Annotated in this window: 21 protein-coding genes and 1 pseudogene; 13 read left to right on the forward strand and 9 right to left on the reverse strand. The window is 70.6% G+C overall.

Annotated features, from left to right (window positions below; translation table 11 throughout):
* Positions 1 to 15: 15 nt before the first annotated feature.
* A complete protein-coding gene (locus tag ACFYM2_RS33070) occupies positions 16 to 279 on the reverse strand; it encodes a WhiB family transcriptional regulator (protein ID WP_267052898.1) in 264 nt (87 codons plus the stop codon).
* 725 nt (positions 280 to 1,004) lie between these two features.
* Between ACFYM2_RS33070 and ACFYM2_RS33075 the strand changes: the two genes are divergently transcribed.
* The 3 genes from ACFYM2_RS33075 to ACFYM2_RS33085 are packed head-to-tail and all read left to right on the forward strand — an operon-like array spanning position 1,005 to position 3,766.
* Positions 1,005 to 1,508: a cysteine dioxygenase gene (locus tag ACFYM2_RS33075; RefSeq protein ID WP_388460886.1), complete on the forward strand. Its 504-nt coding sequence runs from the start codon at positions 1,005 to 1,007 to the stop codon at positions 1,506 to 1,508.
* Positions 1,509 to 1,520: 12 nt separating this feature from the next.
* Positions 1,521 to 2,477 carry a 2-phospho-L-lactate transferase gene (gene cofD / locus ACFYM2_RS33080; protein WP_359004716.1) on the forward strand — a complete coding sequence of 319 codons (957 nt, stop codon included), beginning with the start codon at positions 1,521 to 1,523 and terminating at the stop codon, positions 2,475 to 2,477.
* A complete protein-coding gene (locus ACFYM2_RS33085) occupies positions 2,474 to 3,766 on the forward strand; it encodes a coenzyme F420-0:L-glutamate ligase (RefSeq protein WP_388841336.1) in 1,293 nt (430 codons plus the stop codon). Before cofD ends, ACFYM2_RS33085 begins: the two co-directional genes overlap by 4 nt.
* A gap of 81 nt (positions 3,767 to 3,847) precedes the next feature.
* Here the strand turns inward: ACFYM2_RS33085 and ACFYM2_RS33090 are convergent, their stop codons facing one another.
* From ACFYM2_RS33090 to ACFYM2_RS33100, 3 genes are all read right to left on the reverse strand, one after another.
* Complete coding sequence (locus ACFYM2_RS33090) at positions 3,848 to 4,840, reverse strand: DNA-3-methyladenine glycosylase family protein (protein WP_388841339.1); 993 nt, start codon at positions 4,838 to 4,840, stop codon at positions 3,848 to 3,850.
* A gap of 589 nt (positions 4,841 to 5,429) precedes the next feature.
* Complete coding sequence (locus tag ACFYM2_RS33095; protein ID WP_388841342.1) at positions 5,430 to 6,512, reverse strand: sugar phosphate nucleotidyltransferase; 1,083 nt, start codon at positions 6,510 to 6,512, stop codon at positions 5,430 to 5,432.
* Between the two features lie 108 nt (positions 6,513 to 6,620).
* Positions 6,621 to 7,919 (reverse strand): peptidoglycan recognition protein, encoded by a 1,299-nt coding sequence (locus tag ACFYM2_RS33100; protein ID WP_388841345.1) that lies wholly within the window; start codon positions 7,917 to 7,919, stop codon positions 6,621 to 6,623.
* A 129-nt stretch (positions 7,920 to 8,048) separates the two neighbouring features.
* Here ACFYM2_RS33100 and ACFYM2_RS33105 point away from each other — a divergent pair, with 129 nt between their 5' ends.
* The 4 genes from ACFYM2_RS33105 (at position 8,049) to ACFYM2_RS33120 (ending at position 14,291) form a co-directional block, all read left to right on the forward strand.
* Complete coding sequence (locus tag ACFYM2_RS33105; RefSeq protein ID WP_359004728.1) at positions 8,049 to 8,801, forward strand: TIGR03089 family protein; 753 nt, start codon at positions 8,049 to 8,051, stop codon at positions 8,799 to 8,801.
* Between the two features lie 198 nt (positions 8,802 to 8,999).
* Positions 9,000 to 10,241, forward strand: coding sequence for an LCP family protein (locus ACFYM2_RS33110; protein WP_388841379.1), 1,242 nt, complete (start codon positions 9,000 to 9,002; stop codon positions 10,239 to 10,241).
* Between the two features lie 229 nt (positions 10,242 to 10,470).
* Positions 10,471 to 12,207, forward strand: coding sequence for an LCP family protein (locus ACFYM2_RS33115; protein WP_388460875.1), 1,737 nt, complete (start codon positions 10,471 to 10,473; stop codon positions 12,205 to 12,207).
* Between the two features lie 74 nt (positions 12,208 to 12,281).
* Complete coding sequence (locus tag ACFYM2_RS33120; RefSeq protein WP_388841348.1) at positions 12,282 to 14,291, forward strand: LCP family protein; 2,010 nt, start codon at positions 12,282 to 12,284, stop codon at positions 14,289 to 14,291.
* Positions 14,292 to 14,404: 113 nt separating this feature from the next.
* Here ACFYM2_RS33120 and ACFYM2_RS33125 read toward each other — a convergent pair whose 3' ends face one another.
* Entirely contained in the window at positions 14,405 to 15,421 is a 1,017-nt protein-coding gene (locus ACFYM2_RS33125; RefSeq protein WP_388841351.1) for a glycosyltransferase family 2 protein, read from the reverse strand.
* A gap of 201 nt (positions 15,422 to 15,622) precedes the next feature.
* Between ACFYM2_RS33125 and ACFYM2_RS33130 the strand changes: the two genes are divergently transcribed.
* The gene (locus tag ACFYM2_RS33130; RefSeq protein WP_388841383.1) at positions 15,623 to 17,041 is read left to right on the forward strand and encodes an LCP family protein; all 1,419 of its coding nucleotides are present in this window, start codon (positions 15,623 to 15,625) and stop codon (positions 17,039 to 17,041) included.
* 79 nt (positions 17,042 to 17,120) lie between these two features.
* Here the strand turns inward: ACFYM2_RS33130 and ACFYM2_RS33135 are convergent, their stop codons facing one another.
* Positions 17,121 to 17,645 carry an acyl-CoA thioesterase gene (locus ACFYM2_RS33135; RefSeq protein ID WP_350230739.1) on the reverse strand — a complete coding sequence of 175 codons (525 nt, stop codon included), beginning with the start codon at positions 17,643 to 17,645 and terminating at the stop codon, positions 17,121 to 17,123.
* 118 nt (positions 17,646 to 17,763) lie between these two features.
* Here ACFYM2_RS33135 and ACFYM2_RS33140 point away from each other — a divergent pair, with 118 nt between their 5' ends.
* Positions 17,764 to 19,059 (forward strand): LCP family protein, encoded by a 1,296-nt coding sequence (locus ACFYM2_RS33140; protein ID WP_388841354.1) that lies wholly within the window; start codon positions 17,764 to 17,766, stop codon positions 19,057 to 19,059.
* A 302-nt stretch (positions 19,060 to 19,361) separates the two neighbouring features.
* Entirely contained in the window at positions 19,362 to 20,648 is a 1,287-nt protein-coding gene (locus tag ACFYM2_RS33145; protein ID WP_388841357.1) for an LPXTG cell wall anchor domain-containing protein, read from the forward strand.
* A gap of 238 nt (positions 20,649 to 20,886) precedes the next feature.
* Here ACFYM2_RS33145 and ACFYM2_RS33150 read toward each other — a convergent pair whose 3' ends face one another.
* Entirely contained in the window at positions 20,887 to 21,747 is an 861-nt protein-coding gene (locus ACFYM2_RS33150; RefSeq protein ID WP_359004750.1) for a helix-turn-helix transcriptional regulator, read from the reverse strand.
* 18 nt (positions 21,748 to 21,765) lie between these two features.
* Positions 21,766 to 22,292 (reverse strand): annotated as a pseudogene (locus ACFYM2_RS33155) (DUF6879 family protein).
* Between the two features lie 710 nt (positions 22,293 to 23,002).
* On the opposite strand from ACFYM2_RS33155, the gene ACFYM2_RS33160 reads away from it, so the two are divergent.
* The 3 genes from ACFYM2_RS33160 to ACFYM2_RS33170 all read left to right on the forward strand — a co-directional run bounded on the left by ACFYM2_RS33160 (position 23,003) and on the right by ACFYM2_RS33170 (position 23,914).
* Positions 23,003 to 23,128, forward strand: a complete 126-nt coding sequence (locus ACFYM2_RS33160) for a hypothetical protein (RefSeq protein ID WP_359004752.1) — start codon at positions 23,003 to 23,005, stop codon at positions 23,126 to 23,128.
* Positions 23,125 to 23,328, forward strand: coding sequence for a hypothetical protein (locus ACFYM2_RS33165; RefSeq protein ID WP_359004754.1), 204 nt, complete (start codon positions 23,125 to 23,127; stop codon positions 23,326 to 23,328). Before ACFYM2_RS33160 ends, ACFYM2_RS33165 begins: the two co-directional genes overlap by 4 nt.
* 376 nt (positions 23,329 to 23,704) lie before the next feature.
* Positions 23,705 to 23,914, forward strand: coding sequence for a DUF397 domain-containing protein (locus ACFYM2_RS33170; protein WP_359004757.1), 210 nt, complete (start codon positions 23,705 to 23,707; stop codon positions 23,912 to 23,914).
* A gap of 555 nt (positions 23,915 to 24,469) precedes the next feature.
* Here ACFYM2_RS33170 and ACFYM2_RS33175 read toward each other — a convergent pair.
* On the reverse strand, positions 24,470 to 25,645 hold the full coding sequence (locus ACFYM2_RS33175; protein ID WP_350230747.1) for an acyl-CoA dehydrogenase family protein: 1,176 nt from the start codon (positions 25,643 to 25,645) through the stop codon (positions 24,470 to 24,472).
* Between the last annotated feature and the right edge of the window lie 55 nt (positions 25,646 to 25,700).

Consider the following 25,700-nt stretch of genomic DNA (forward strand, 5'->3'; position numbering starts at 1 on the left):
GAGGCGGCCCGGGTGTCAGATCGCGGCCTTCTTCAGGCGGCGGCGCTCGCGTTCGGACAGGCCGCCCCAGATCCCGAACCGCTCGTCGTTGGCGAGTGCGTACTCAAGGCATTCGGACCGGACTTCACACGCGAGGCAGACCTTCTTGGCCTCTCTGGTGGAGCCGCCCTTCTCGGGGAAGAAGGATTCGGGGTCGGTCTGGGCGCAGAGGGCCCGTTCCTGCCAGCCGAGCTCCTCTTCGGCCTCGTCGACCAGCAGTTCCTGAAACAGCTCGGTCATGTGCGCCCCTCGTCTGTCTTTGCTGCCCCGTGATGTTGCCGTTACCGAATCCGGCCGAACGACACGAGTGAAATTACAAGTGTGTGGATCCGGGCGAGTCAAGCCGAGATCTGCTATTGGGCCCCGTATTCACTCTGCGGAACCAAGGCTATGCGGAAAGTGTTCAAATCGGCAAAAACCTGACACATGCCACCGGCGCACGCCACCGCCTCTCCGCAGAGACCCACTCGACTCCCGCTCGACCGTGACCACAGACGAGGACGAGACGACTATTGATCTTGTTGCGCCCGTACCCAGAAAGCGGCCCGGATCACATTCGGATCACGAGAAGGTGGCGGTGTTTGAGTGCACGCCTGCTGCGCCACATCTCCCGCCCCCCGACTGCACAAACCTTTCTCCGGCCACAGCAACCGGATAAGGTGAAACATTGCGGCCAAATCGGTCATTGGGTTGACAGCAACCCCACCGACCCGCTCTTCTGGATCGCATGTCAGTGACCACAGCGCACCGAGCGACCCACGTCCGTGGGTTCCGCAGCGCTGTCCAGGCGCGCTGCTGCTGTTCCAGCTGTTGATCCCGCACCGCTTGCTTCCCGTGCGATCCAGCTTCTCCCCCCGCCTCCCCTGAGACGCCTCGCGTCCACCGCGGGCGACCGCCGTCTCCCCCGCGCGAGACCCCCCTTCATCTGCGACACCCCAGCACTCCCGCCGAGGAACCCCCGCACCATGAACAGCAGCCACAGCGACCTCCAGATCGCCGGCGACATCCTGGAGGTCCAGCACCTCCTCCAGCCCGCCCGCGAGCACCCCGCCACGGTCGCCGAGTTCGCCGGACTCGCCCGTTCCCTCGCCGCCGACCCCTCCCAGTGGGCCCACCTGGTCCAGTACGACGCGGCCTCCCGCTGGTACCACCGCCTGCGCACCGGGCCCGGCTACGAGATCTGGCTCCTGTCCTGGGTGCCCGGCCAGCGCAGCGGCGCCCACGACCACGGCGCGTCGTCGGGCGTACTGACCGTCCTGGACGGCACGTTGACCGAGCACACCGAACGCGGCGCGCGGTCCCTTGCGGCCGGATCCCAGCGGGTGTTCGCCCCGGGCTACGTCCACGAGGTCGTCAACGACTCCCTGGAGCCGGCGGTGAGCCTGCACGTGTACTACCCGGGCCTGACCGACATGCCGATGCACCCCGCCCGGTCCGCCCCGGCAGCCCAGGATGTCGTACCCGCCTGACAGACTCTGCGTATGCGCATTGTGGTTCTGGCAGGCGGCATCGGCGGTGCCCGCTTCCTCCGTGGTCTCAAGTCCGCCGCCCCCGACGCCGACATCACCGTCATCGGCAACACGGGCGACGACATCCATCTGTTCGGCCTGAAGGTCTGCCCCGACCTCGACACGGTGATGTACACGCTGGGCGGCGGCATCAACGAGGAGCAGGGGTGGGGGCGTACCAAGGAGTCCTTCACCGTGAAGGAGGAGCTGGCCGCCTACGGGGTGGGGCCCGAGTGGTTCGGGCTCGGCGACCGCGACTTCGCGACCCACATCGTGCGTACGCAGATGCTCGGCGCGGGCTATCCGCTCAGCGCCGTCACCGAGGCCCTGTGTGCCCGCTGGCAGCCCGGCGTGCGTCTCATCCCGATGTCCGACGACCGCGTCGAGACGCATGTCGCCGTCGAGGTGGACGGCGAACGCAAGGCGATCCACTTCCAGGAGTACTGGGTGAAGCTGCGCGCCTCCCTGGACGCGCACGCGGTGGTGCCGGTCGGCGCCGAGCAGGCCAAGCCCGCCCCCGGCGTCCTCGAAGCGATCGCCTCGGCCGACGTCATCCTCTTCCCGCCGTCCAACCCGGTCGTCTCGGTCGGCACCATCCTGGCCGTGCCCGGCATCCGTGAGGCGATCGCCGAGGCGGGCGTGCCGGTCGTGGGCCTCTCCCCCATCGTCGGCGACGCGCCGGTGCGCGGCATGGCCGACAAGGTGCTGGCGGCGGTCGGCGTGGAGTCCACGGCGGCGGCGGTCGCCGAGCACTACGGCTCGGGCCTGCTCGACGGCTGGCTGGTCGACACGGTGGACGCGGCCTCGGTCACCGGGATCGAGGAAGCGGGCATCCGCTGCCGCGCCGTGCCGCTGATGATGACGGACCTGGAGGCGACGGCCGCGATGGCCCGCGAGGCGCTGACCCTGGCCGAGGAGGTCCGCGCGTGAGCGCCGCCTCCTTCCGGGTGTGGGCGGTCCCCGGGCTGCCGGAGGTCCAGCCGGGCGACGACCTGGCCAAGCTGATCGCGACGGCCGAGCCCGGCCTCGCCGACGGCGACATCCTGCTGGTCACCTCGAAGATCGTCTCCAAGGCGGAGGGCCGGATCACCGAGGCCGCCGACCGCGAGGCGGCCATCGACGCCGAGACGGTACGGGTGGTGGCACGGCGCGGCTCCCTGCGCATCGTGGAGAACCGGCAGGGCCTGGTCATGGCGGCCGCCGGGGTCGACGCCTCCAACACCCCCGCCGGTACCGTCCTGTTGCTCCCCGAGGACCCGGACGCCTCGGCGGCCGCCATCCGCGCGGGGCTGCGGGACGCGCTGGGCGTCGAGGTCGGCGTCATCGTCACCGACACCTTCGGCCGGCCCTGGCGCGGCGGCCTGACCGACGTGGCGATCGGCGCCGCCGGCGTACGCGTCCTCAACGACCTGCGCGGCAGTACGGACAAGCACGGCAACCCGCTGAACGCCACCGTCGTCGCCCTCGCCGACGAGCTGGCCGCCGCCGGTGACCTCGTCAAGGGCAAGGCGGGCGGCCTTCCGGTCGCGGTGGTGCGGGGTCTTGGGCACTTCGCGGGCGAGGGTTCGGCCCGCGAGATGGTGCGCGCCGCCGCCGACGACATGTTCCGCCTGGGCACCTCCGAGGCGGTACGGGAGGCGGTCACCCAGCGGCGTACGGTACGGGCCTTCACGGACGACCCGGTCGACCCGGGCGCCGTGCGTCGCGCGGTGGCGGCCGCGGTGACCGCGCCGGCCCCGCACCACACCACGCCCTGGCGCTTCGTGCTCCTGGAGTCCGAGGAGTCACGCACCCGGCTGCTCGACGCCATGCGGGACGCGTGGATCGCGGATCTGCGGCGCGACGGCAAGTCCGATGAGTCCATCGCCAAGCGGGTCGCGCGGGGCGAAGTGCTGCGCGCCGCGCCGTACTTGGTGGTCCCCTGCCTGGTGATGGACGGCGCGCACCACTACGGCGACGCCCGGCGCGACGGCGCCGAGCGCGAGATGTTCGCGGTCGCCATGGGCGCGGGCGTGCAGAACTTCCTGGTCGCCCTCGCGGGCGAACGGCTCGGCTCGGCGTGGGTGTCGTCCACGATGTTCTGCCGCGATGTCGTACGCGACGTCCTCGGGCTGCCCGCCGAGTGGGACCCGATGGGCGCGATCGCGGTCGGCCGCGCGGCCGAACCCCCCAGGGAGCGGCCGGCGCGGGACGCTTCGGCGTTCATCGAGGTGCGCTGAGGTCACCGCTTCGGGGTACGCCCGGGCCGGCGCTCGGGCACGCGGGCATGAGCGCGTGCGGGCATGAGCGCGTGCGGCGCCCTACAGCGGGGCGATGTTGTTCGGCTGGAAGCGCGGGGCCCGGCGCGGCGGGGTGCGGCCGCTGAGCAGGATCAGGCGGGCGGCCCGGTGGCGCTGGCCCGCGTACGGCGCGAGCAGGGTCAGCATCTCGGCATCGTCGGCGCGGCGGTTGCCGGCCAGGGCGTGGCCGATGATGCCGGGTAGATGGAGATCGCCGACCGTCACCAAGTCGGGTGCGCCGATGGCCCGTTGCAGGGTTTCGGCGGCCGTCCAGGGGCCGATGCCCGGGATGACCTTGAGCCGCGCGGCGGCCGCCTCCTGGTCCATCGCGACGGCCTCCTCCATGCGGCGGGCCACCCGCACCGCGCGCATGATCGTGTCCGAGCGCTTGGAGTCGACGCCGGCGCGGTGCCACTCCCAGGACGGGATCATCGCCCACGCCCTGGCGTCCGGCATGACGTACATGCCCTCGGGGGCGCCGCCCGGCGCGGGCTCGCCGAACCCGCGCACCAGGAGCCGCCAGGCGCGGTACGCCTCGGTCGCGGTGACCTTCTGCTCGAGGACGGAGGGGATCAGGGACTCCAGGACGAGCCCGGTACGGGTCAGGCGCAGACCCGGGCGGGTACGGTGCGTCTCCGCGACGAGGCGGTGGCGGGGTTCGAACACCTCCGGGTTGTCCAACTCGCCCAGCATCGCGGGGAGTTGGTCCAGCATCCACTCCGCGCCCTCGCCCCACGCCTCGGCGTGCGCGGTGTCCCTGGTGGCGGTCACGCGGAGGGTGGCGGGGCCTGCGGGGGTGCGTGAGGTGCGCCATACCGCGCCGTCGGGGGTGGTGCGGTAGGTGGGGTCGGCGGGGCCGCGTCTGAGGGGGCCCAGGACGAGGGGGAGGTCGAGGGGGCCCTTCGACGTGACCCATACGCGCGTCCGCGTCCGCGCGGGCGGCCGCGGGTGCGGGGCGGTGGCGCGTGGCGGTCGGCCGGGGGTGTGGGTGCGGGGGGTGAATCGTCCTGCCACGGGTGGTCCTCGAAGGGGTGGGTTCCCTCCGAGAGTACGCCCCCTCAACCCCGACCCGGCCCACACCCGAGCCCCCTGGGGCTCCGCCCCAGACCCCGATCGCGCTGAACGCGCTCGTCCTCAAGCGCCGGACGGGCTGACTATGCAGGTGTGGGCCAGCACTAGCCCCACCAGGGGCGCGGGGAACTGCGCGAGGAGCGACCACGGTCCGCAGCCAAGCGCCCTGGGGCTCCGCCCCAGACCCCGTATCGCGCCTGAAGGGCGCTCGTCCTCAAACGCCGGACAGGCTGAGGTGGCCCATGCGGGCCAGCACCGGATGCCCAGGGGCGCGGGGAACTGCGCGACCAGCCACGCACAACCCGCAGCCGAGCTCCCTGGGGCTCCGCCCCAGACCCCAATCGCGCTGAACGCGCTCGTCCTCAAACGCCGGACAGGCTGAGGTGGCCCATGCGGGCCAGCACCCACCCCGCCAAGGGCGCGGAGACACCCTGAGGTTGCCCCCCGGCCAGCACCGGATGCCCAGGGGCGCGGGGAACTGCGCGGGCAACCACGTACGACCCGCACCCGAAAGGCCGCCCCCACAGGGCTCCTACTGGTCCGAGGAGAAGCGGACCGCCCCCGCCGGCAGGGCGGCCCCGCACCACACCCGCACCCCGCACCGCAGCTCGTTGTCGGCGCCGACATCCGCGCCGTCCCCCACCACCGCACCGTCCAGGATCGTCCGCGCGCCGATTCGCGCACCCGCCCCCACCAGCGAATCCGTCACCACCGCCCCCGCCTCGACCACCGCACCCGCCAAAATCGCGCTGCCCTCCACGCACGCCCCCGCGCCGATGACCGCGCCCTCCGCCACCACCGTGCCGCCGGTCAGCTTCGCGTCGGGGGCGACCGTCGCCGTCGCCAGGACCAGGCGGTCGCCGCAGCGGCCGGGGACGGCGGGGGAAGGGGCGCGGCCGAGGACCAGGTCCGCCGAGCCGCGTACGAAGGCCGCCGGGGTGCCGAGGTCGAGCCAGTACGTCGAGTCCACCATGCCCTGGAGGTGGGCCCCGCGGGCCAGCAGGCCGGGGAAGGTCTCGCGCTCCACCGACACCGGCCGGCCCGCCGGGATGCTGTCGATGACCGAGCGCCGGAACACGTACGCGCCCGCGTTGATCTGGTCGGTGACGATCTCCTGCGGCGTCTGGGGCTTCTCCAGGAACGCCGTGACCCGACCGGTCGCGTCCGTGGGGACGAGCCCGAACGCCCTCGGGTCGTCGACCCGGGTGAGGTGGAGCGAGACGTCCGCGCCGGACGTGCGGTGGGTGTCCACGAGGGCGCGGATGTCCAGGCCCGTCAGGATGTCGCCGTTGAAGATCAGGACCGGCTCGTCGGGCCCGGATCGCAGCCGCGAGGCCACGTTGCGGATGGCCCCGCCCGTGCCGAGGGGCTCGACCTCGGTGACGTACTCGATGCTGAGGCCGAGCGACGAGCCGTCACCGAAGTACGGCTCGAACACCTCGGCCAGGTAGGAGGTGGCCAGGACGATGTGGTCGACCCCGGCCGCCTGGGCCCGGGCCAGCTGGTGGGTGAGGAAGGGGACGCCCGCCGCCGGAACCATCGGCTTGGGCGTACGCACCGTGAGCGGGCGCAGCCTGGTGCCCTTGCCGCCGACCAGGAGGATCGCTTCTGTCACCTGTCGTCTCTGCTTCCTGCTGGGGCCGGCCTTCGGATTCCGTCGCACGTTCGGCGGAACTCCCGGCCGGCCAGTTTATGCAGACCCCCCGAGCGCCTTCGCGGCCGGTCAGCGCCGGCCCTGGTAGTGGGCGGCGGCGACCCGGGCGGTGCCGAGCCTGCTGTACAGGCGCGCCCCCGGGCAGTCGGTGGCGAATCCGTCGCGGTGACCGGCGATGGCGTTGAAGCGGACGCTGCGCCCCTTCTTGTAGCGGTTGCCGCCGCCCGAGACCAGCGTGCTCTTGCCCTTGGGGTTGAGCCCGTACAGGCCGAGCTTCCAGGCCGCGAGCTGTTCGACGGCCCTGAGGGCGGCGGCCGACGGGTTGGTCCTGTTGTAGGTGCCGAGGACCGCGATGCCCGTGCTGTTGGTGTTGAACCCCAGCGTGTGCGCCCCCATCACGGCCCTCGCCACGCCCCCGGCGCGCCCCTCGTAGATGTTTCCGCACTTGTCGACCGCGAAGTTGTAGCCGATGTCCCGCCAGCCGCTGCTCTTGACGTGGTAGCGGTAGATGCCGCGCAGCACGGAGGCCGACTGGGCGCAGCTGTATCCGTTGCCGGTCGCGGTGTGGTGGACGAAGGCGACCTTGACGGACTTGGTGTAGACGAAGCCGCGCTCGCGCAGCCGCTCGTCGGCGCCCCAGCCCCGGCGCGTGATGATGCGCGGCCGGGGTCCGATGGGGGGACGGGCCATGCTGTCGGCGCCCGCCACGTCGGCGGCCTCGATCCCGACGCCCGTCACCTCGGCCGCCTCGGCCCGGGTCGCGGCCTCGTCCAGGGCGGGCAGCACATCGGGGGTCTCGACGGCCCGGGTGTTCTCGCCCGCGTCCCCCTCGGCGGGCCCGGCCCCGGGGTCGACGAGATCCAGGCGCAGCCCGCGCGGGAGCGGGGCGGCGTCCTGCCCGTCCCCGGCCGGCTCCGCCTCCACTCGCGCCTCGACGGCGTCCGAGTCACCGACCCACAGCGGCGCGGTGGAACCGCGCAGGGGCCCGGCCGCCTCGGGGGTGCCCGGGTCGGCGCCGTGGTCCTGATTGTGGGTCTCCACGTCCTGCCAGGTGGACCAGGCACCGGAGGCGCGGGCCCGGGTGCGGACCTGGACGCTGCCGCGCAGTTCGTCCCGCGCGTTGTCCCACACGACGCCGACGAGGGAGAACGGCCGCACCTCCCGTGCCGCCAGGCCCTCTTGGGAGGAGCCGCCCCCCACGCGATTGGCGCCGGGCAGCGGCGCGAGCGGCAGCGACTGGGTGGAGCCCGCGGGTTCCGCGGCCGCCGCCGGGGCCGAGGCGGTCGTCGTGGCGGCCGTGGCCACGGAAGGAAGAGTGAGGGCCGCGACAGCGGCGACGCCGATCGAAGACGCAAGGAAGCTACGCATGTTGACGATCCTGGTCATACCCGTACAAATCTGTCCAATGGTGAACTGATGGCCCGTCGCCCAAACCGGTGTACGCACCCGGGCCACCGCGGCCGGTGCCACCGCGCCGGGCCACGTAGCCTTGCCTGCGTGAACGCCAGCGACCGCACCCCTGCCGACCTGCTGCGATCCGCGCTCGCCGCGGACCCGGGCCGCCCCCTCGTCACCTTCTACGACGACGCCACCGGCGAACGCGTGGAACTGTCCGTCGCCACCTTCGCCAATTGGGTGGCCAAGACCGCCAATCTGCTCCAGGGCGATCTCGCGGCCGAGCCCGGCGACCGGCTCGCCCTGCTCCTTCCCGCGCACTGGCAGAGCGCGGTATGGCTGATGGCCTGCCACTCCGTGGGCGTGAGCGTCGAGATCGGCGGCGACCCGGCCGCCGCCGACCTCGTGGTGAGCGGCCCCGACACGCTTGAGGAGGCGCGGGCCTGCTCCGGCGAGCGGGTGGCGCTCGCACTGCGCCCGCTCGGCGGCCGCTTCCCGCGGCCCCCGGCCGGTTTCGCCGACTACGCCGTCGAGGTGCCGAGCCAGGGCGACCGGTTCGCGCCGTACGCGCCCGTCGACCCCGAAGGCCCCGCGCTCGTGGTGGACGGCGCCGAGCTGAGCGCCGCCGAGCTGGTCGCGCGGGCCCGCGAGGAAGCGGCCGCGCTGGGCCTGGGCCCGGGCGCCCGGCTGCTCTCGGGCCTCGGGTACGACAGCTGGCGCGGCCTGGCGAGCGGTCTGTACGCCCCGCTCGCCTCGGGCGGTTCGGTCGTCCTGTGCCGCAATCCGGCCCAACTGGCCGAGGGCGGACTCGACAAGCGGGCCGAGAGCGAGCGGGTCACCCACCGCTCGCTGTGAGCGTCCGGGTCCGGCGATGACCCGGCGCCGGACCCCGCCCCCGTCGCCCATCCCCGGAGGCCGGGCCCCCGGGCTCCGGCGGCGACCCCGCCACATGATCGGCCGCGCACACAACCAAGCGCGCGGTTCGGCCGTCTACCGGGGTGCCCCGGCGGCGCAGTGCGCCGCCGACCCCTGTGATGGCCCGTGCCCGTGAGGATGGACGCCGACGTGAGCGACAGTGCTGGCACGCCCGCCGAACCGGAGCCCCCGGCCGGCGACGAGCCGCGGCCACCGGCCACCGCCACCCCGGCGGACCCCAAGGCCCGTCGCCGCTGGCCGCGTTGGACCGCGCTCGGCGTCTCCGGCGTCGTCCTCGTCGCCGCCGGGACCGGCTGGTGGTTCTACCGCAAGCTCGACGGCAACATCCACACCGACACCTCCGCCGCGCACGAGCTCGACAAGTACGCCCGGGACCGGCCCGCGTCGGTCGTGCACGACGCGGAGAACCTGCTGCTCATCGGCTCGGACTCACGCGCGGGCAACAACGCCTCCTACGGCAGGGACGACGGCGGCAGCCAGCGCTCGGACACCACGATCCTGCTGCATCTGGCCGCCGACCGGCGCAGCGCCACCGCCGTCTCGCTGCCGCGCGACCTCATGGCGGACCTGCCCGCCTGCGGGGAGCCGGACGGCACCACGTCCGAGCCCCAATTCGCGCAGTTCAACTCGGCGTTCGACATCGGCGGCGCGGCCTGCACCATCCGTACGGTCGAGAAGATGACCGGCGTGCGGATCGACCACCACATGGTCGTCGACTTCAGCGGGTTCAAGGACATGGTCGACGCGGTGGACGGCGTCGAGGTCTGCCTGAAGGAGCCGGTCGAGGACCGGCAGGCGCACCTCAAGCTGCCTGCCGGGCGCCAACTGCTGCGCGGGGAGAAGGCCCTGGGGTTCGTACGGTCGCGGCACGGCTTCGGGGACGGCAGCGACACCCAGCGCATGGACCGCCAGCAGCAGTTCCTCGGCTCGCTGATCAAGAAGGTGCAGAGCAATGGGGTGCTGCTCAATCCGGCGCGGCTCTACCCGGTCCTGGACGCGGCCACCAAGTCGCTCACCACGGACCCCGGCCTCAACAGCCTCAAGGACCTGTACGACCTGGTGAGTTCGGTACGTGGCATCCCCACCGAGAACATCCGTTTCCTCACGGTTCCGCGCCAGCCGTACGCGTACGACCACAACCGGGACGAACTCGTGCAGCCGGACGCGGACCGGCTCTTCACCCAGTTGCGCCAGGACCAGCCGATCAAGGTGGCGCCCGCCGCGGACGTGGCGAAGTCCAAGGAGGGCGCGCGGGGCTCCGGCGGTGACGACAAGCCCGACGATCCGACCCCCTCGCCCAGCGCGTCGGCGCCCCCCGTCTACCCCGGAACGGACGCGGCGTCGGGCATGTGCGGGTAGCGGCGGGCCGGCGTGACCGACCCGTGAATTCCGCGTGCGAGACTGCGGATTGGGGCCAAATGCCCGGTTATAAAAGGGGTGGAATTTGTCACGGCCGTCGCTCTTGGCCGAACTGGCCAGATAGTGTGACGCGATCCGGTGCGACCGGCCGACGGCCGCGCACCGCTGGAGCGATTGATTGAGCGCTTTGGGGGAAGCGACTCGGCACCGACGGAGGACCGAAGCAACCGTGGATGCGCAGAGCCGTGGGCGGGCCGATGAAGTCGACCCCGCAGACCAGTGGGTCCTCAACCCGGACACCGGCACTTACGAATTGCGACTGAACCCTTCCGGAACGCGGTCGAATTCGGGCCGCGACCGGTCATCCACGGGCAGCGCCCCGGGCGGGCAGTCGGGGCAGTCGGGGCGTACCGGACGCCGCGAAGTGCCCGGACAGCGCAACCGCCGGGCCGGCAAGGCCCCCGCCGAGGAGTCCCCCGACGCGCTGGGCCGCCGCAAGCGCAAGCCCAAGCCGGCCCGCAAGAAGAAGGTCCTGCTGTGGACGGGCGGCGTGATGGGGTTCGTCCTCGTCGTCGGCTCGGGCGGGGCCTACTGGCTCTACCAGCACTTCAACGGCAACATCAACACCGTCGACGTCGGCGACGCGGGCAACAAGAGCTCGGTGCCCGACGGAGCCTTCAACATCCTGGTCATCGGCACCGACAAGCGCACGGGCGCGGGCAACGAGGGGTACGGCGACGCCGGCAGCGAGGGCCATGCCGACACCAACATCCTCTTCCACGTCTCGGCGGACCGGACCAACGCGACCGCGATGTCCATCCCCCGCGACATGATCACCGACATTCCCGCCTGCCCGACCAAGCAGAAGGACGGCACCACCAAGACGGTGCCGGGCACGAAGCACGTGCGGTTCAACGAGAGCCTGGGGCAGGAAGGCCGCGACCCCGGCTGCACCATGCGGACGGTCAAGCAGCTCACCGGGCTCACCGTCGACCACTTCATGATGGCCGACTTCAACGCCGTCAAGGAGCTGTCCACGGCCGTCGGCGGCGTCAAGGTCTGCCTGGAGAAGCCGGTCAACGACCCCAAGTCGCATCTGAAGCTCCCGGCGGGTCAGAGCGTCGTCAAGGGCGAGCAGGCGCTCGCCTTCGTCCGCACCCGGCACAGCTTCGGCCACGAGAGCGACCTCGACCGCATCAAGCAGCAGCAGCAGTTCATCGGCTCGATGATCCGGCAGATGAAGTCGGACGACACCCTGGGCAGCCCCACCAAGCTGTACGGCCTCGCGGACGCGGCGACCAAGGCGCTCACGGTCGACTCGGGGATAGGCAGTATCAAGAAGCTGACCGATCTCGCCCAGGTGCTCGGCAAGATCGACGCGAAGAACATCACCTTCGCCACGCTGCCGGTCATCGACAATCCCGCCGAGGGCAAGAAGCACGTCACCGTGGTGCCCGACCCGACGAAGGCCGACGCGCTGTTCGCGATGATGCGCGCCGACACCTCGCTGACCGAGGTGAAGAAGAAGGAGGCGGACGCCAAGAGCGCGGCCGCCGCCGAGGAGGCCGCCCGCCTCGAAGGACCCCGCGCCAAGTCCTCCGACGTACGCGTCACCGTGCTCAACGGCGGCGCGAAGGCGGGCTCGGCCGGTGACCTGGTCACCTGGCTCCAGAACCAGCAGGGCGTCCTGAAGTCGAGCAACGGCGCGAACGCCCCGCAGAAGGTGCCCGCCACCGTCCTCGCCTACGCGCCGAACCAGGCCGACCAGGCCCGTAAGCTGGCGGATCTGCTCGGGCTCGCCGGCTCGGCGCTCAAGCCGGGCACGAAGGACGCCGTGGGCAAGGAGGCGATGGTGCTGACCCTTGGCCCCGACTTCCAGCAGGCGGGCACGCCCGTCGCCGCCCCGGCCAAGGCGCCGGAAGGCATCCAGAAGGTCGAAGCGGACAAGCCGGTCTGCGCCAAGTAGCCGAAGCACCAGACTCATGGCCCGGCCGGGCCTCAGGGGGAGTCTGAGAGCCTGAAAGACAGAGGGGTACAGGGGTGGGGAAGAACAGCGTGCGCGGGGAGGGGACGCACGGCAGGGTCGAGCGCGCGGACGAACTCGGCTGGGACGACAGCCTGTACGACGACCCGCCACCCGGAGCCGCGACGTCCGCGACGGACGGACCGCCCGGCCGGTCCTCGGCACCCGGCAGCGAACCGGGGAACTCCGCCGCGCCCGGCCGCCGCACCGCCACGTCCGACGGCTCCGGCAGGTCCGACGGCATCGGCAGCACCGGCAGGTCCGGCGGCACTGGCAGCACTGGCAGCACCGGCGGGTCCGACGGCACCCGCACGTCCGACAGCACCCGCACGTCCGACGGCACCAGCAGGTCCGGCAGCACCGGCGGGTCCGACGCCACTCGCACGCTCGACGGCTCCGGCGAGTCCGCCGCTTCGGGCGGTTCCGGCGGCGCGGCGAAGGCATCGGCACCGGCTGCGGCGGCCGGCGACGGGCGCCGGGGCAAGGGCGGCCGGCGCAGACGGGGCACCCGCGGACGGCGCGTCCTGAAGTGGGGCGCGGTCACGCTCGCGGTGCTCATACTCGGGACGGCCACCGCCGGTTACCTGTACTACCAGCACCTCAACAACAACATCCGCAAGGGCGACCGCAGCGCGGGCGGCAGCGACGCCAAGAAGACCGCGCCGAACGCCCAGGGCCAGACCCCCCTGAACATCCTCCTGATCGGCTCCGACAGCCGCAACACCGACGCCAACGTCGCGCTCGGCGGCGCAAAGGAGAACCGGGGCAGCGCTCCGCACGCGGACGTACAGATGCTGCTGCACGTCTCCGCCGACCGCAAGAACGCCTCGGTCGTGAGCATCCCGCGCGACACCCGGGTGGACATCCCCGAGTGCAAGGACCCCGACACCCACAAGACCAACGCGGCCACCAATGACGTCATCAACGAGGCGCTGGGGCGCGGCGGCGCGGGCTGCGTCCTGGACACCTGGGAAAAGCTCACCGGCATCTACATCGACCACTGGATGATGGTCGACTTCGCCGGTGTGGTGGCCATATCCGACGCGGTGGGCGGCGCCGACGTCTGCGTGAAGCAGAACATCGACGACCACCCCACCAGGCTCCAGCCCGGCGGCTCGCACCTGCACCTGACGGCCGGCAACCACACCGTGAAGGGCGAGCAGGCCCTTCAGTGGCTGCGCACCCGGCACGCCTTCGGCAGCGACATCGGCCGCTCCCAGGCCCAGCACATGTACATGAACTCGGTGATCCGCAACCTCAAGGACCAGAACGCGTTCACCGACACGGGCCGCCTGATGGGCATCGCCGAGACCGCGACCAAGTCGCTCCAGGTCTCCGAGGAACTGGGCACCGTCAAGAAGCTGTTCGACCTGGGCATGGAGCTCAAGGACATCCCCATGGACCGCATCAACATGCTGACCATGCCGCGCCTGCCCGACCCCAAGGACCCGGACGCGCACGTGGTGCCGGACCGGAGCAAGGCCGACGCGCTGTGGGCGATGCTGCGGGACGACAAGCCGCTGGACGGCAAGAGCGACGGCAAGAAGGACGCCAAGCCCTCCGCCGATCCGTCCGCCGATCCCTCCGGGTCGCCCACGGGTCCGGCCGCCGCGGCCCCCGGCACGCTCGCGGTGAGCGTGGTCAACGGCACCGGAACCGACGGCCGCGTCACCGCCAAGGGCCGGGCGACCGAGGTCGTCTCGGCGCTCAAGGACAAGGGCTTCACCAAGGCCGCGACGGGTACGAGCAGGCCCGCCGCCACCAGTGAGGTCGACTACCCCAAGGCGGCCGGAGCCCAGGGCAAGGCGGACGCCGAGTCGGTCGCGGCGGCCCTCGGCCTGCCCGCCGGCGCGGTCAGGACGTCCGACGTGAAGGGCCTGACCCTGGTGGTCGGCGGCGACTGGCGCACCGGCGCGAGCTACCCCGCACAGGACCCCAAGGCCACCGACCCGCTCCAGGACACCGAGACGGTCAACGGAGCCGACAAGGGCGCCTGCATGGAGGTGTACGCGCCCTACCGCTTCTAGGCCCGGTCCGGACCGGTCCAGTCCGGACCGCGTACGCGACAAGAGGGGGCGCCCGGTGCTCATCGGCACCGGGCGCCCCCTTGGCGTCCTTGGGCGAAATCCGCGCGTACGGATCAGACGGACGTGGTCCGCACCGCCGGGCGGCGGCTCGCGATGACCTTGCGAGCCAGCGCCTTCGGGCTGGTCAGGAAGCCGAAGCCCCACGACATGTGCATGGTGGCCAGCGCCACCGGGATCTGGGCGCGGGCCTTGAGCGAGAGCCCCTTGCCGGCGGGCAGCGAGCCCGCGGCGATCGCGGCGAGATAGCCGGCCGGGACGACGAAGCCCCACGGCGTGACGAGCGCGCCCACCACGACACCGGCCGCGATCGCGCAGACGGCGGTCGGCGGCGCGAGATAGCGCAGGTTGATGGAGCCCTCGTGGTAGCGGGCCACCACGTGGCGCCAACGCCCGTAATCCTTGTACTGCTTGGCGAGCGCCTTGACCGAAGGGCGCGGCCGGTACCGCACCTTGAGCTCGGGCGAGAACCAGATGAGGCCCCCGGCCTCCCTGATCCGGAAGTTCAGCTCCCAGTCCTGGGCGCGGATGAACTCCTCGTTGTAGCCGCCCTGTTGTTCAAGCGCCTCACGGCGGAAGACACCCAGATACACGGTTTCGGCGGGGCCCGCCGCGCCTCCGGTGTGGAAGGCCGCGTTGCCGACGCCGATCCTGGAGGTCATCGCGGCGGCGACCGCGTCCTCCCAGGCGTTCCCGCCCTCGGCGTGCATGATGCCGCCGACGTTCTGCGCGCCGGTCTCCTCCAGGAGGCGTACGGCGGTGGCGATGTAGTTCGGCGAGAGCATGCCGTGGCCGTCCACGCGCACCACGATCGGGTGGCGTGAGGCCTTGATGGCGGCGTTCAGGGCCGCGGGCGTGCGCCCGGTGGGATTGGGGACCGTGTGGACGCGCGGGTCCTCGGCCACCAGCTCGGCGGCGATCGCGTCCGTACGGTCGCTGGAAGGACCGAGCGCGATCACCACCTCCATCTCCCCCGCGTACTCCTGTTCCAGGATGTGTCGGACCGAGTTGCGCAGATGCCGCTCCTCATTGAGGACCGGCATGATCACGGAAACAGCAGGCGTGGCGTTCATCGGTGGTCACGTTACCGCGAACGGGGGACAAGGTCGCGCGGCGGCCGGGGCGGTGCCCGGGGTAGCTGATCGTATGGGCCTACGGTGCTCATGATCCCCCTGTCACCCGCGGAGGTCCCCGTGCCCACGCCGCCCCGCCCGCGCCCCGTACAACCCGGTAAACCCCGCAGCAGACAGCAGGACGAGCGCCCGCGCTGGGGCATGCGGCTGGCGACCACGCTGTCCGTCCTGGTGCTCGGCGCGGGCGGCGTCGGGCACGCGGTGGTGACCAGTCTGGACGGCGGGATGGGCCGGGTGGACCCGTTCCGCGACATGAAGAACCGGCCGCAGGGCAGCCTGGGCACCAACATCCTCCTGGTCGGCACCGACGGACGGGACAAGATCACGCCGGCGGAGAAGGAGAAGTACCGGCTGGGCGGCGCCCCCTGCCACTGCACCGACACGATCATGATGGTGCACGTGTCGGCGGCCCGGGACCGGGTCAGCGTCGTGAGCCTGCCCCGCGACTCCTACGCCGAGGTGCCCGAACACACCGACTCGACGACCGGCGAGAAGCACCCCCGCCACCCGGTGAAACTGAACGCGGCGTACGCCGAGGGCGGGCCCTCGCTCACCGTGCGCACGGTCGAGAGCATGACGGGCCTGAAGATCGACCACTACGTGGAGGTCGACTTCACCAGCTTCATGAAGACGGTCGACGTCGTCGGCGGGGTGCGCATCTGCACGGCCCGCCCCATGAAGGACTCCTACACCGGGCTCGACCTCACGGCCGGCACCCACCAGCTGGGCGGCGGCGAGGCCCTGCAATACGTGCGCTCCCGGCACACCGACGGCTCGGCCGACCTCGGCCGCATGCAGCGCCAGCAGCGCTTTTTGGCCGCGCTCATCGAGAAGGCGACCAGCAACGGCGTGCTGCTGAACCCGGTGAAGTTCCGCGAGGTCGCCTCGTCCCTGCTCTCCTCGGTACGGGCCGACGAGGGCTTCGGGACGGCGGAGATGCTGAGCTTCACCTCCGCGATGAAGGGGTTCTCGCCCTCGTCGTCGGACTTCACGACCGTGCCGCTCGGGCAGCTCGGCGTGCAGGTCAAGGGCGTCGGGTCGACGGTGAAGTGGGACGAGCCGAAGGCGAAGAAGCTGTTCCGGCTGCTGCACGACGACAAGCCGCTGGCCCCGCACGCCCCGCCGAAGCCCGCGGCCCCCGCCGCGCCGCCCGCCGCCAAGGACGCCAAGGCACCGCACAAGGAGCCGGGCGCGGTGGTCGAGGTGGCGCCCGAGCAGATCCGGGTGCAGGTCTTCAACGGGACGCGGACCGACGGGCTCGGGCGCCGCGTGGACGACGCGCTGCACGCCACGGGCTTCCGGACCAGCCGCGCCCCCCGGGCGAGCGCGAACCTGGAGACGCACCGCACCCTGATCGAGTACGACCCGCGCTGGGACCGCTCGGCCAAGTCGCTCGCGGTCGCCCTGCCGGGCAGCGAGCTGCGCCCGGTCAAGGGGCTCGGCGCCACGCTGAAGGTGACGGCGGGCGCGGACTTCAAGGACGTCGTGCCGGTACGGGTCGAGGACGCGCCGCAGGGCGACTTCGGCACGGTCACGGGCGACCGGGTGGTCTGCCCCTGACGGGCGAGTGGCCTGCCCCCGACCGGAGAGGACCGCCGCCGGCCGCCCGGGCCCCTCGGCCGGGTCTGCCCTCGCCCCCCTAGTCGTCCAGGCCCTCCGCCGCCCGCTTCTCGCGCAGGTCCATGATCGCGCGGCGGCGGGCGAGCCGGTGGGTGCGGCGGATCTGCGCCTCCTGGTAGCGGCGCTCGTCGCGCTCGGTCTCGGGGAGCACCGGCGGCACCGGGCGTGGCTTGCCGTCGGCGTCGACGGCCGCGAAGACGAGATAGGCGGAGCCCACCTGCTGGGCCGGGGTCGACTCGTTCCAGCGCTCGGCGAGCACCCGCACGCCGACCTCCATGGAGGACCGTCCCGTCCAGTTGACCTGCGCCTTCACATGCACCAGGTCACCGACCCTGACCGGCATGAGGAAGACCATCTCGTCCATCGACGCGGTGACGGCCGGCCCACCCGAGTGCCGCCCGGCCACCGCGCCGGCCGCGTCGTCGACCAGCTTCATGATCACGCCACCGTGGACCGTGCCCAGGAGGTTGGTGTCGTGGGTGGTCATGATGTGGCTCAGGGTGGTTCGGGAGGCCGAGGTCGGCTTGCCCGGAAGATCAGTCATGCGTACTACTTTAGGCGCCGTACGATGACCGGCTCATTGCATCAGCTGTGCAACAGCCCCGCTGCGAATTCCCCCCTGCCCTGTCGAGCCCGAGGGGTGGCCGTGCATGCTGGACGGCATGAACGATTGGCCCGACGCCGGCAATGGCAACGCCCGCGGAAGTGACCGCGACGCCTACGGGCGCGGCAGCTCCGCCGCGCAGCCCGAGGGCGCGCGCCGGATGCGGCACGTCCAGCGTCCCGTCCCCCAGCAGCAGCCCGCCCACGACGACGGCTACGGGCAGCCCCCGCACGGCCGGCGCGGCGGTGTGCCGGGACAGGGTTCGTACGAAAGCGGCTACAGCGAGGGCCACGTCTACGGCGGTGGCGGCGGCCCGGGAGGCCGGGGCCCGGCCGGACCCGGCGGACCGCGCCGGGGCGCCGGACGCCGGCCGGGCGCCGCGCCGAACTGGCGCCGACGCATCACCATCGGCGTGCTGACCCTGGTCGGCGTGCTCCTGGTGACCTCGGTCGCCACGTACTTCTGGGCGGACGGCAAGGTGCGCCGCGAGGTGGACCTGTCCAAGGTCATCGACCGGCCCGACGAGGGCAAGGGCACCAACTACCTGATCGTCGGCTCCGACTCGCGCGACGGCATGTCCGCCGACGAGAAGAAGAAGCTGCACACCGGCTCGGCCGAGGGCAAGCGCACGGACTCGATGATCCTGCTGCACACGGGCGACAACGGGAACACGATGGTCTCGCTGCCGCGCGACTCGTGGGTGACGATCCCGAGCTTCAAGGGGTCCGACTCCGGAAAGTCGTTCCCGTCCAAGGGCAAGGACAAGCTCAACGCGGCGTTCTCCATCGACGGCCCCGAACTGCTCGTGCGGACCATCGAGGCGAATACGGGGCTGCACATCGACCATTACGCCGAGATCGGTTTCGCGGGGTTCGCCAACATCGTGGACGCGGTCGGCGGCGTGGAAATCGATATCCCGCAGGACATCAAGGACAAGGACTCCGGGGCCGACTTCAAGAAGGGCAAGCAGACCCTCGACGGGCAGCAGGCGCTCGCCTTCGTGCGCAACCGGCACGGTTACGCGGCCGGTGACCTGGAGCGTACGAAGAATCAGCAGAAGTTCCTTTCCGCGCTCGCCAGTCAGACGGCGACGCCCTCGACCGTCCTGAATCCCTTCAAGCTGTATCCGGTGATGGGCGCGGGCCTCGACACCTTGATCGTCGACAAGGACATGAGCCTGTTCGACCTCGGCTCCATGTTCTGGGCGATGAAGGGCATCACGAACGGCGACGGCATCTCGATGAACATGCCGGTGGCGGGCGACGGCCCCCAGACCTCGCTGCTGTGGGACAAGAGCAAGGTCACGCAGTTGGTGAACGAGCTGAAGAACGACGACGCGGTGACGGTCAAGTAAGCCGCACGGCACGGCATTTGGGCCCGGCCCGCCGCATTTGGATGCGGCAGGCCGGGCTTTCTCGTGCGCGCGGCACATCCGGCACTCCCCCATGACATGCCTCACAGGAAAAGCACAGGGACCGTGAGCAACTGTCCCGTTTTGCGCGGATTAATTCCCACGGAGCGCCGCCTACCGCTTTCTCGCCGCCCGACAACTGCCTTTCCCGCCCCCAATTGCGGCCATACGATCGCTGCCGTCGCGCGGCGTGATGACACCGCGGCGCTGACGACTCAGCTTTTCGGACCCAGAAAAGGGCTCACTTGAATATCCGTCGCATTTTCGCCACCACCGTCGCCGCCGCCGTGACCGCCCCGGCCGTGCTGCTCTCGGTGTCCCCCGCGTTCGCCGCGGACACCGCTCCCTCTTCTTCGGCGCAGACGCAGAAGTCCACCTACGCGGACCTCAAAAAGGCCGCCGCCGACGCGGCCAGGGCCTATGACGTGGCCCTCAAGGCCCACAACGACCAGCAGGCCCTCCTCGACAAGCTGATGACGAACGAAGCCCCCGAGGCCACGGCCTTCCGGGACGCGATCGCCGCCGCCGACAAGGCCAAGGCGGCCGAGACGGCAGCCGACAAGGCCGTGACCGACGCGAAGGCCAAGCTCGACGGGCTCCCCGAGACCGCGAGCACCGAGCAGAAGGAGGCCGCGCGGAAGGCGGTCACCGACGCCGAGGCCACCGCCAAGGAGGCCGCCGCGGCCTCGGCGGCAGCCGAGGCCAAGCAGAAGACCGAGGGGGACGCCCTCGCCACCCTGCGCAAGGCCGCCCTGCGCAAGGGCGGCGAGCTGTCCAAGGCCAAGGACGCCGCCGCGAAGGCCAAGAAGGACGCGGCCGCCGCGTTCGAGGCCGCCGGGAAGTGTGTCTGGCTGCCGCAGCTCTCCTCGCAGCTGAAGGGGCTGCCGGCCCAGGTCGTGGCCGGCACCTCGGTCGACTTCTCCTTCCAGGTGACCAACGGCACCGACCGCACCCTCGACGTGGACCCGCTGTTCCTCGTCACCGCCAAGGGGGCCAAGGCGCAGTGGCTCGACGGGTCGGTGTGGAAGGAGCTCGCCGCCGACCACTCGTCCCGGGTCGGGGCCACGAACGGCCTGAAGCCCGGCTCCGCGATCGAGGTGAAGGTCCGCCTGACGGTCGACGCCGCGTCCAAGGCGGACCACGGTGACGCCCTGATCGCCGGTGACGCCTCCGACGCGTACAACCCGTGCATTCACGGCCCGATGAAGGGCTACAAGTTCAAGGTGCTGCCCGTCGGCAGCAAGACGGACGGCGACACCGCCAAGCCGCAGCCGGTCGACGACAAGGACCGCCCGAAGCCGGCCGCCAAGCCCGCCGGCGGCGGCTCGACGCCCACCGCGCAGGGCGGAGCCGCGGCCACCCCGCTGAACAGCACCACCGCCGCCGCCGCCCCGGGCGCGACGGGCACGCTGGCCAAGACCGGCTCGTCGTCCGCCATGCCGCAGCTCGCCCTCGCAGGCGGCGTGGCCGTGGCCCTCGGCGCCGGCGCGGTCGTCCTGACCCGCCGCCGCAAGGCCGCCGACCGCACCTGACGGCCCCGCACAGCCGAAGGGCCCGCATCCGTGCCATGCGCCGAACGCGGGCCCTTCTTCAACTCGCCCGCCGCTACGGCAGGTTCCGCGACATCACGATGCTCTGGACCTGGTTGGTGCCCTCGTAGATTTGCGTGCTTTACGGCGTCCAGCGCGCTGACCTGGCAAGACGTCGTCCTCGCAGAGGGTGCCCCAGCATTTCCCCATGATCACCACCGGACCAGTTGGCGCCTCGCGCCTAGGGCGTTCCTTCAGCGGTCTGGATGGCCTTGTGGAGTAGCTGTCGCGCCGCGTCTCCATAGACAGCGCTGCGAGACAGGGAGGCAAAGGCCCGTAGGTACTCCTGCACCTCGTGGCGGCTCGTCACCTTCACCTGTGCTGTCAGCGTCTCGATGCGCACCTCCCCCGCGTCGAAGGCATAGAAGGTCTCGATGGGCCAGATTTCGCGAGGCGCGTAAGAGGGGATGATCCCGAAAGACACGTTCGGACGGCCCATGACGGAGAGCATGTACCGAAGCTGCTCGGCATGCAGGTTGCCGGGGAGGATCGACACGTAGAGGGTCGCTTCCTCCATCACGACGGAGAGCACGTGGCGGCCCTCGTGCAGGACTCCGTGCGATCGCTCCTGTCGGGCCTCCACGGCCGCCTCCACTTCGTCGGGCAGCGAGAAGAACCGTTGGAGCTTGCGGAGGATCGAACGGCTGTACCCGGGCGTTTGGAGCATGCCCGGGTAGACGTTTCCGCTGTAGACGCGGAACATCTGGGTTTCGCGGTAGAGGTCGGTTGTGCGTTGCGTCTGGGCCATGCCGCCACGCGCCTTGTAGACCTGTTTCCACTCGGCGTACAGGTTCCTCGCGTTCCGCGACGTCTCGATGATCGCGTCGGCTTCTTCGGGGCGGTCACAGGCAGCACACCATGCCCGGATGTCGGCAGGCTTGGGCAGCGCTTTCATCTGGACAATGCGGTGCGTCTTGGCCCTGTGCCATCCACAGAGAGCGGCCAGTTGAGCCCCCGATAGCCCGGCCTCGTGCATCATGCGGTTGAGGCGTTCAGCAACTGCCTTGTGCGCCGCTTGGGACGTAGACAGTGGAGAGGTCATCGACTGGCCGCTGTTCTGTTAGGCGATCGTGTACTTGTCGTGCGGGATGGCCCGTTCCCAGACTGCTTCGAACATAGCCGTGCATCTCGCGATTACGGCAGCATCCTCGTTGAAGTCTGTGTGCGCCCAACGGCTGTTCCCATCGAACACGTTGAACTGAACGATCTTGTCATCGAAGATCCACACGTCGTTCCCGGGCAACGCCAGATCCGAGGCCTGACGGCGTGGAAGCCAACGAACATCCTCGCCGCAAGCGACGTTGCCGTAGGTGATGAAGTGTTCCCACCTGATGTAGTCCGAGGCGGGTTCACCGATCACCCTGGCACGCCGCACGGCAACTCCACGTTCAGTGGCTTCGCTGACCATGGTGTGCCAGTTGCTCCACCATGACGCGCGGTCCTCCCAGTCCGTGCGCTCCCCTGCCAGCCAGCATCGAACCGAGGCGACTCCCCAGGTACGGCGTAGGAGTCTCGCGTTTCGAGGTGGAGGGCGTAGCGGTGAGTCTGCCCGAGGAGTTCAGCGAACCTCGATGGACTCTGCGACACGAATGGCCTCCTTGAGAAGCGGGATCATCCTCGGTTCGAGAACGATCAGTGACTCATCGTCTGCTCGGGGTGAGTCCGCGATCGTCCGAGACAGGACCTCGACGCCCGCGTGACGGCCCTGAACGAGAAGTCGCCGGTCATCGTCTACCCACACGGCCGGACAGCCCTCTTCGCCCGACTCGGGTCTTTGCCGATGAAGGTGTAACCCACAGTGCGCCTCCCTGGAGAGAGTCGTTGCGTGCTGTTGCACGGCACTCACTGTGCCGGAGCGGGACAGTCATGGTCACGGGAACCAAGGGATTCGCGCAACATCCCGCAACACGGGTTCTTCGGCGCCACCACCCTTCCCAGACTGGAACCCACCGCAACGATGCGTGAGGGGAAGCCATGACTAGTCCGCTCAAGTACCCGCGACCGCCCGTGGAGTTGGCGGGAGCGGTGGAGGCGTATCTGTACGACTGCACTCCGGTAGAGGGTTGCGGGGTCTGTGCGGCACTCGTGAGGGAGCTGGAAGAGGCCAGGACGACCAAGAGGTGGAGTGACGCCTACGACGCTGCGGCGGAGGTGCGGAACCACCCGCACGCGAAGCGGAGGCAGCGGTGATGGACATGCAGGAGTGGCGCGGGGCGTGGGATCGCGCTCAGGACGCCACAGACGCTCTCAGAACTGCCCTGTCTGACCTGGGGGCGGGCCAGACGCAGGTGTCCCACTTGCGGCCCATGGTGTCCCGCAGGGGAACGGCGTGGGTCGATGTGGGTCAGCTGTCGGCGTCCCTGGCGGAAAGGCTCGCCGAGGTCATCCGGCTCGGCAGTCTCGACGCCACCGACCGCTCATGAGCCAGGATGCGACGTATACGCCGCAGGAGCTGAGTCCGGACGAAGCACTTACCTCGCTGTACCGGTTGGCCATCAGCGTGGCTGCGGAGAACGGGGCCATCATCACAACCGGCGCCCGTGGGCTCGGCCCCTACGCTTTTATGGCCGAGGTGCGGCGCCGGGGAGTCGTCATCCGTTTCCTCGACCGTTGCGAGCCGTGACTGGGTGGGTTGACCCCCGCTACGCGGACATCGTCGAGTTCTTCGACAAGGCGTTCATCGGGGGCTCACTCCACTGCCCGAAGTGTTGTGGCGTCCGCAACTGTGTGTTCCTCGACATGGCGAACGGGGGCGCCTGGGACTACTGGACGTGTCCCTGCATCCCTGACGCGCATGGGGACGCCAGCCGGACAAGCCAAGAGCAGGGACAGGACGTGTCCCGCCTGAGTTGACGCTCAGGCTCTTGCCCCGGTCCGCCCCCAACGGGGTGCTGCCCTGGGCAGTGAGGGCAAACCGCTTCGGACCCAGGGAAGCCGAGGCACCCAGCATGTCGGCGCGGGGACCGCTTCCCCGCATGCACTGCGAAGGGATAGGCACGATGAGCGCAGTCCCCGAGTTCGAATTCCGCACGTCCAGCGCGTGCAAGTACGACAACAACAACAAGTTGTGCGTTGAGGTGGCGACCAACGTTCCCGGTACGGTCGCGGTGCGCAACTCCGCGACGGGCCAGACGGTCGAGTTCACCGCCGTCGAGTGGGCGGACTTCCTTCCCGGTGCCAAGCTGGGCGAGTTCGACGTCACGGCGTAGGGAGTCGTCATGCAGCAGTGCCCCTTGTGCGGAGGTAGCACGGAGCGCGATCTCGAGCACTCGGCGGTGATGCGCTGCATGTCGTGCTGGGACGTGTGGGCACTGCCGCTTGACGAACGGTGCCGAGGTGTGGGGCGTGGCATATTCGCCCCCGCTCTGCGCCTGTTGGAGGAGTACCGGGACTTGAACCGCTGACCAGCAAAGGAACGCCCCTGCCGGAGTGCGGTTCCGGGGAGTGCGGGGAACTGTCATCGCGCAGTGTGAAGACCGTGGCCGGTCGGCCCGTCTTCCCCGACCGGCCACGGTGACGACGATTTCGGGGAGTGCCTTGACCTCATCGGCGCTCGCCCCCACGTACGGGAGCACCTGGGAGGAAGCGGCCCGCCCCTCGTGCAGTTCTTGTTTTTGCAGGTCAGCAAGCGTTTAGGGCCCAGTCTCCGCCCAGGATTCCCTCAGCATGACGCCCAGGAACAGCTCGGAACGGGCCCGAACGGACCGGAACCCGACAGCCGTTCCCCGATCGCCCGGGAAGAGGGCTGACCTGCGAAAACGCTGCTACGGCAGGTTCCTCGACATGACGATGCGCTGAACCTGATTCGTACCTTCATAAATTTGCGTGATCTTCGCGTCGCGCATCATGCGCTCGACCGGGTAGTCGCGGGTGTAGCCGTAACCGCCGAGGAGCTGGACCGCGTCGGTGGTGACCTCCATGGCCACGTCCGACGCGAAGCACTTGGCGGCGGCGCCGAAGAACGTCAGGTCGCCGTCCAGGCGCTCGGACTTCGCGGCGGCGGCGTAGGTGAGCTGGCGGGCCGCCTCCAGCTTCATGGCCATGTCGGCCAGCATGAACTGGATGCCCTGGAAGTCGGCGATCGCCTTGCCGAACTGCTTGCGCTCCTGGACGTACCCCTTGGCGTAGTCCAGGGCGCCCTGCGCGATGCCGATGGCCTGGGCCGCGATGGTGATGCGGGTGTGGTCCAGGGTCTTCATGGCGGTCGCGAAGCCCGTACCCTCCTCGCCGATCATGCGGTCGGCGGGGATGCGGACGTTGTCGAGGTAGACCTCGCGGGTCGGCGAGCCCTTGATGCCGAGCTTCTTCTCGGGGGCGCCGAAGGAGACGCCCTCGTCGGACTTCTCGACGACGAAGGCGCTGATCCCCTTCGAGCGCTTCTCGGGGTCGGTCACGGCCATGACCGTGTAGTACTCGCTCTCACCGGCGTTGGTGATCCAGCGCTTCACGCCGTTGAGGACCCAGAAGTCCCCGTCGCGCACGGCCTTGGTCTTCATGCCCGCGGCGTCCGAGCCGGCGTCCGGCTCGGAGAGGCAGTACGAGAACATGCCCTCGCCCTTGGCGAGCGGGCCGAGGTACTTCTTCTTCAGCTCCTCGGAGCCGGAGAGGATCACCGGGAGCGAGCCGAGCTTGTTGACGGCCGGGATGAGTGAGGAGGAGGCGCAGACCCGCGCGACCTCTTCGATCACGATGACGGTCGCGAGCGCGTCGGCCCCGGCGCCCCCGTACTCCTCGGGGACGTGCACGGCGTGCAGGTCGTTGGCGACCAGCGCGTCGTGCGCCTCGCGCGGGAAGCGGGCCTGCTCGTCGACCTCGGCCGCGTACGGGCCGATCTTGGCCTCGGCGAGCGAGCGGATGGCGTCGCGGAGCATGTCGTGCTCCTCGGACGGGCGGTACAGGTCGAACCCTGCGTTTCCTGCGTTTCCAGCCGTTCCGGCCAAGGTCACTCACTCCCCAAGGGATGCTAACTACCGTTAAGTAACCTAATTTTAGAGG

Origin of the sequence: Streptomyces sp. NPDC006711, assembly GCF_042869775.1 — a bacterium.
Lineage (GTDB): Bacteria > Actinomycetota > Actinomycetes > Streptomycetales > Streptomycetaceae > Streptomyces.

What these genes read in the sequence shown, in the direction of transcription:
- ACFYM2_RS33070 (WP_267052898.1), bottom strand. Translation starts at nt 279, where the DNA reads ATGACCGAGCTGTTTCAGGAACTGCTGGTCGACGAGGCCGAAGAGGAG.
- ACFYM2_RS33135 (WP_350230739.1), bottom strand. Translation starts at nt 17,645, where the DNA reads ATGACTGATCTTCCGGGCAAGCCGACCTCGGCCTCCCGAACCACCCTG.
- ACFYM2_RS33165 (WP_359004754.1), top strand. Translation starts at nt 23,125, where the DNA reads ATGAGCCAGGATGCGACGTATACGCCGCAGGAGCTGAGTCCGGACGAA.
- ACFYM2_RS33150 (WP_359004750.1), bottom strand. Translation starts at nt 21,747, where the DNA reads ATGACCTCTCCACTGTCTACGTCCCAAGCGGCGCACAAGGCAGTTGCT.
- ACFYM2_RS33125 (WP_388841351.1), bottom strand. Translation starts at nt 15,421, where the DNA reads ATGAACGCCACGCCTGCTGTTTCCGTGATCATGCCGGTCCTCAATGAG.
- ACFYM2_RS33130 (WP_388841383.1), top strand. Translation starts at nt 15,623, where the DNA reads ATGCGGCTGGCGACCACGCTGTCCGTCCTGGTGCTCGGCGCGGGCGGC.
- ACFYM2_RS33140 (WP_388841354.1), top strand. Translation starts at nt 17,764, where the DNA reads ATGAACGATTGGCCCGACGCCGGCAATGGCAACGCCCGCGGAAGTGAC.
- ACFYM2_RS33110 (WP_388841379.1), top strand. Translation starts at nt 9,000, where the DNA reads ATGGACGCCGACGTGAGCGACAGTGCTGGCACGCCCGCCGAACCGGAG.
- ACFYM2_RS33170 (WP_359004757.1), top strand. Translation starts at nt 23,705, where the DNA reads ATGAGCGCAGTCCCCGAGTTCGAATTCCGCACGTCCAGCGCGTGCAAG.
- ACFYM2_RS33075 (WP_388460886.1), top strand. Translation starts at nt 1,005, where the DNA reads ATGAACAGCAGCCACAGCGACCTCCAGATCGCCGGCGACATCCTGGAG.
- ACFYM2_RS33100 (WP_388841345.1), bottom strand. Translation starts at nt 7,919, where the DNA reads ATGCGTAGCTTCCTTGCGTCTTCGATCGGCGTCGCCGCTGTCGCGGCC.
- cofD (WP_359004716.1), top strand. Translation starts at nt 1,521, where the DNA reads ATGCGCATTGTGGTTCTGGCAGGCGGCATCGGCGGTGCCCGCTTCCTC.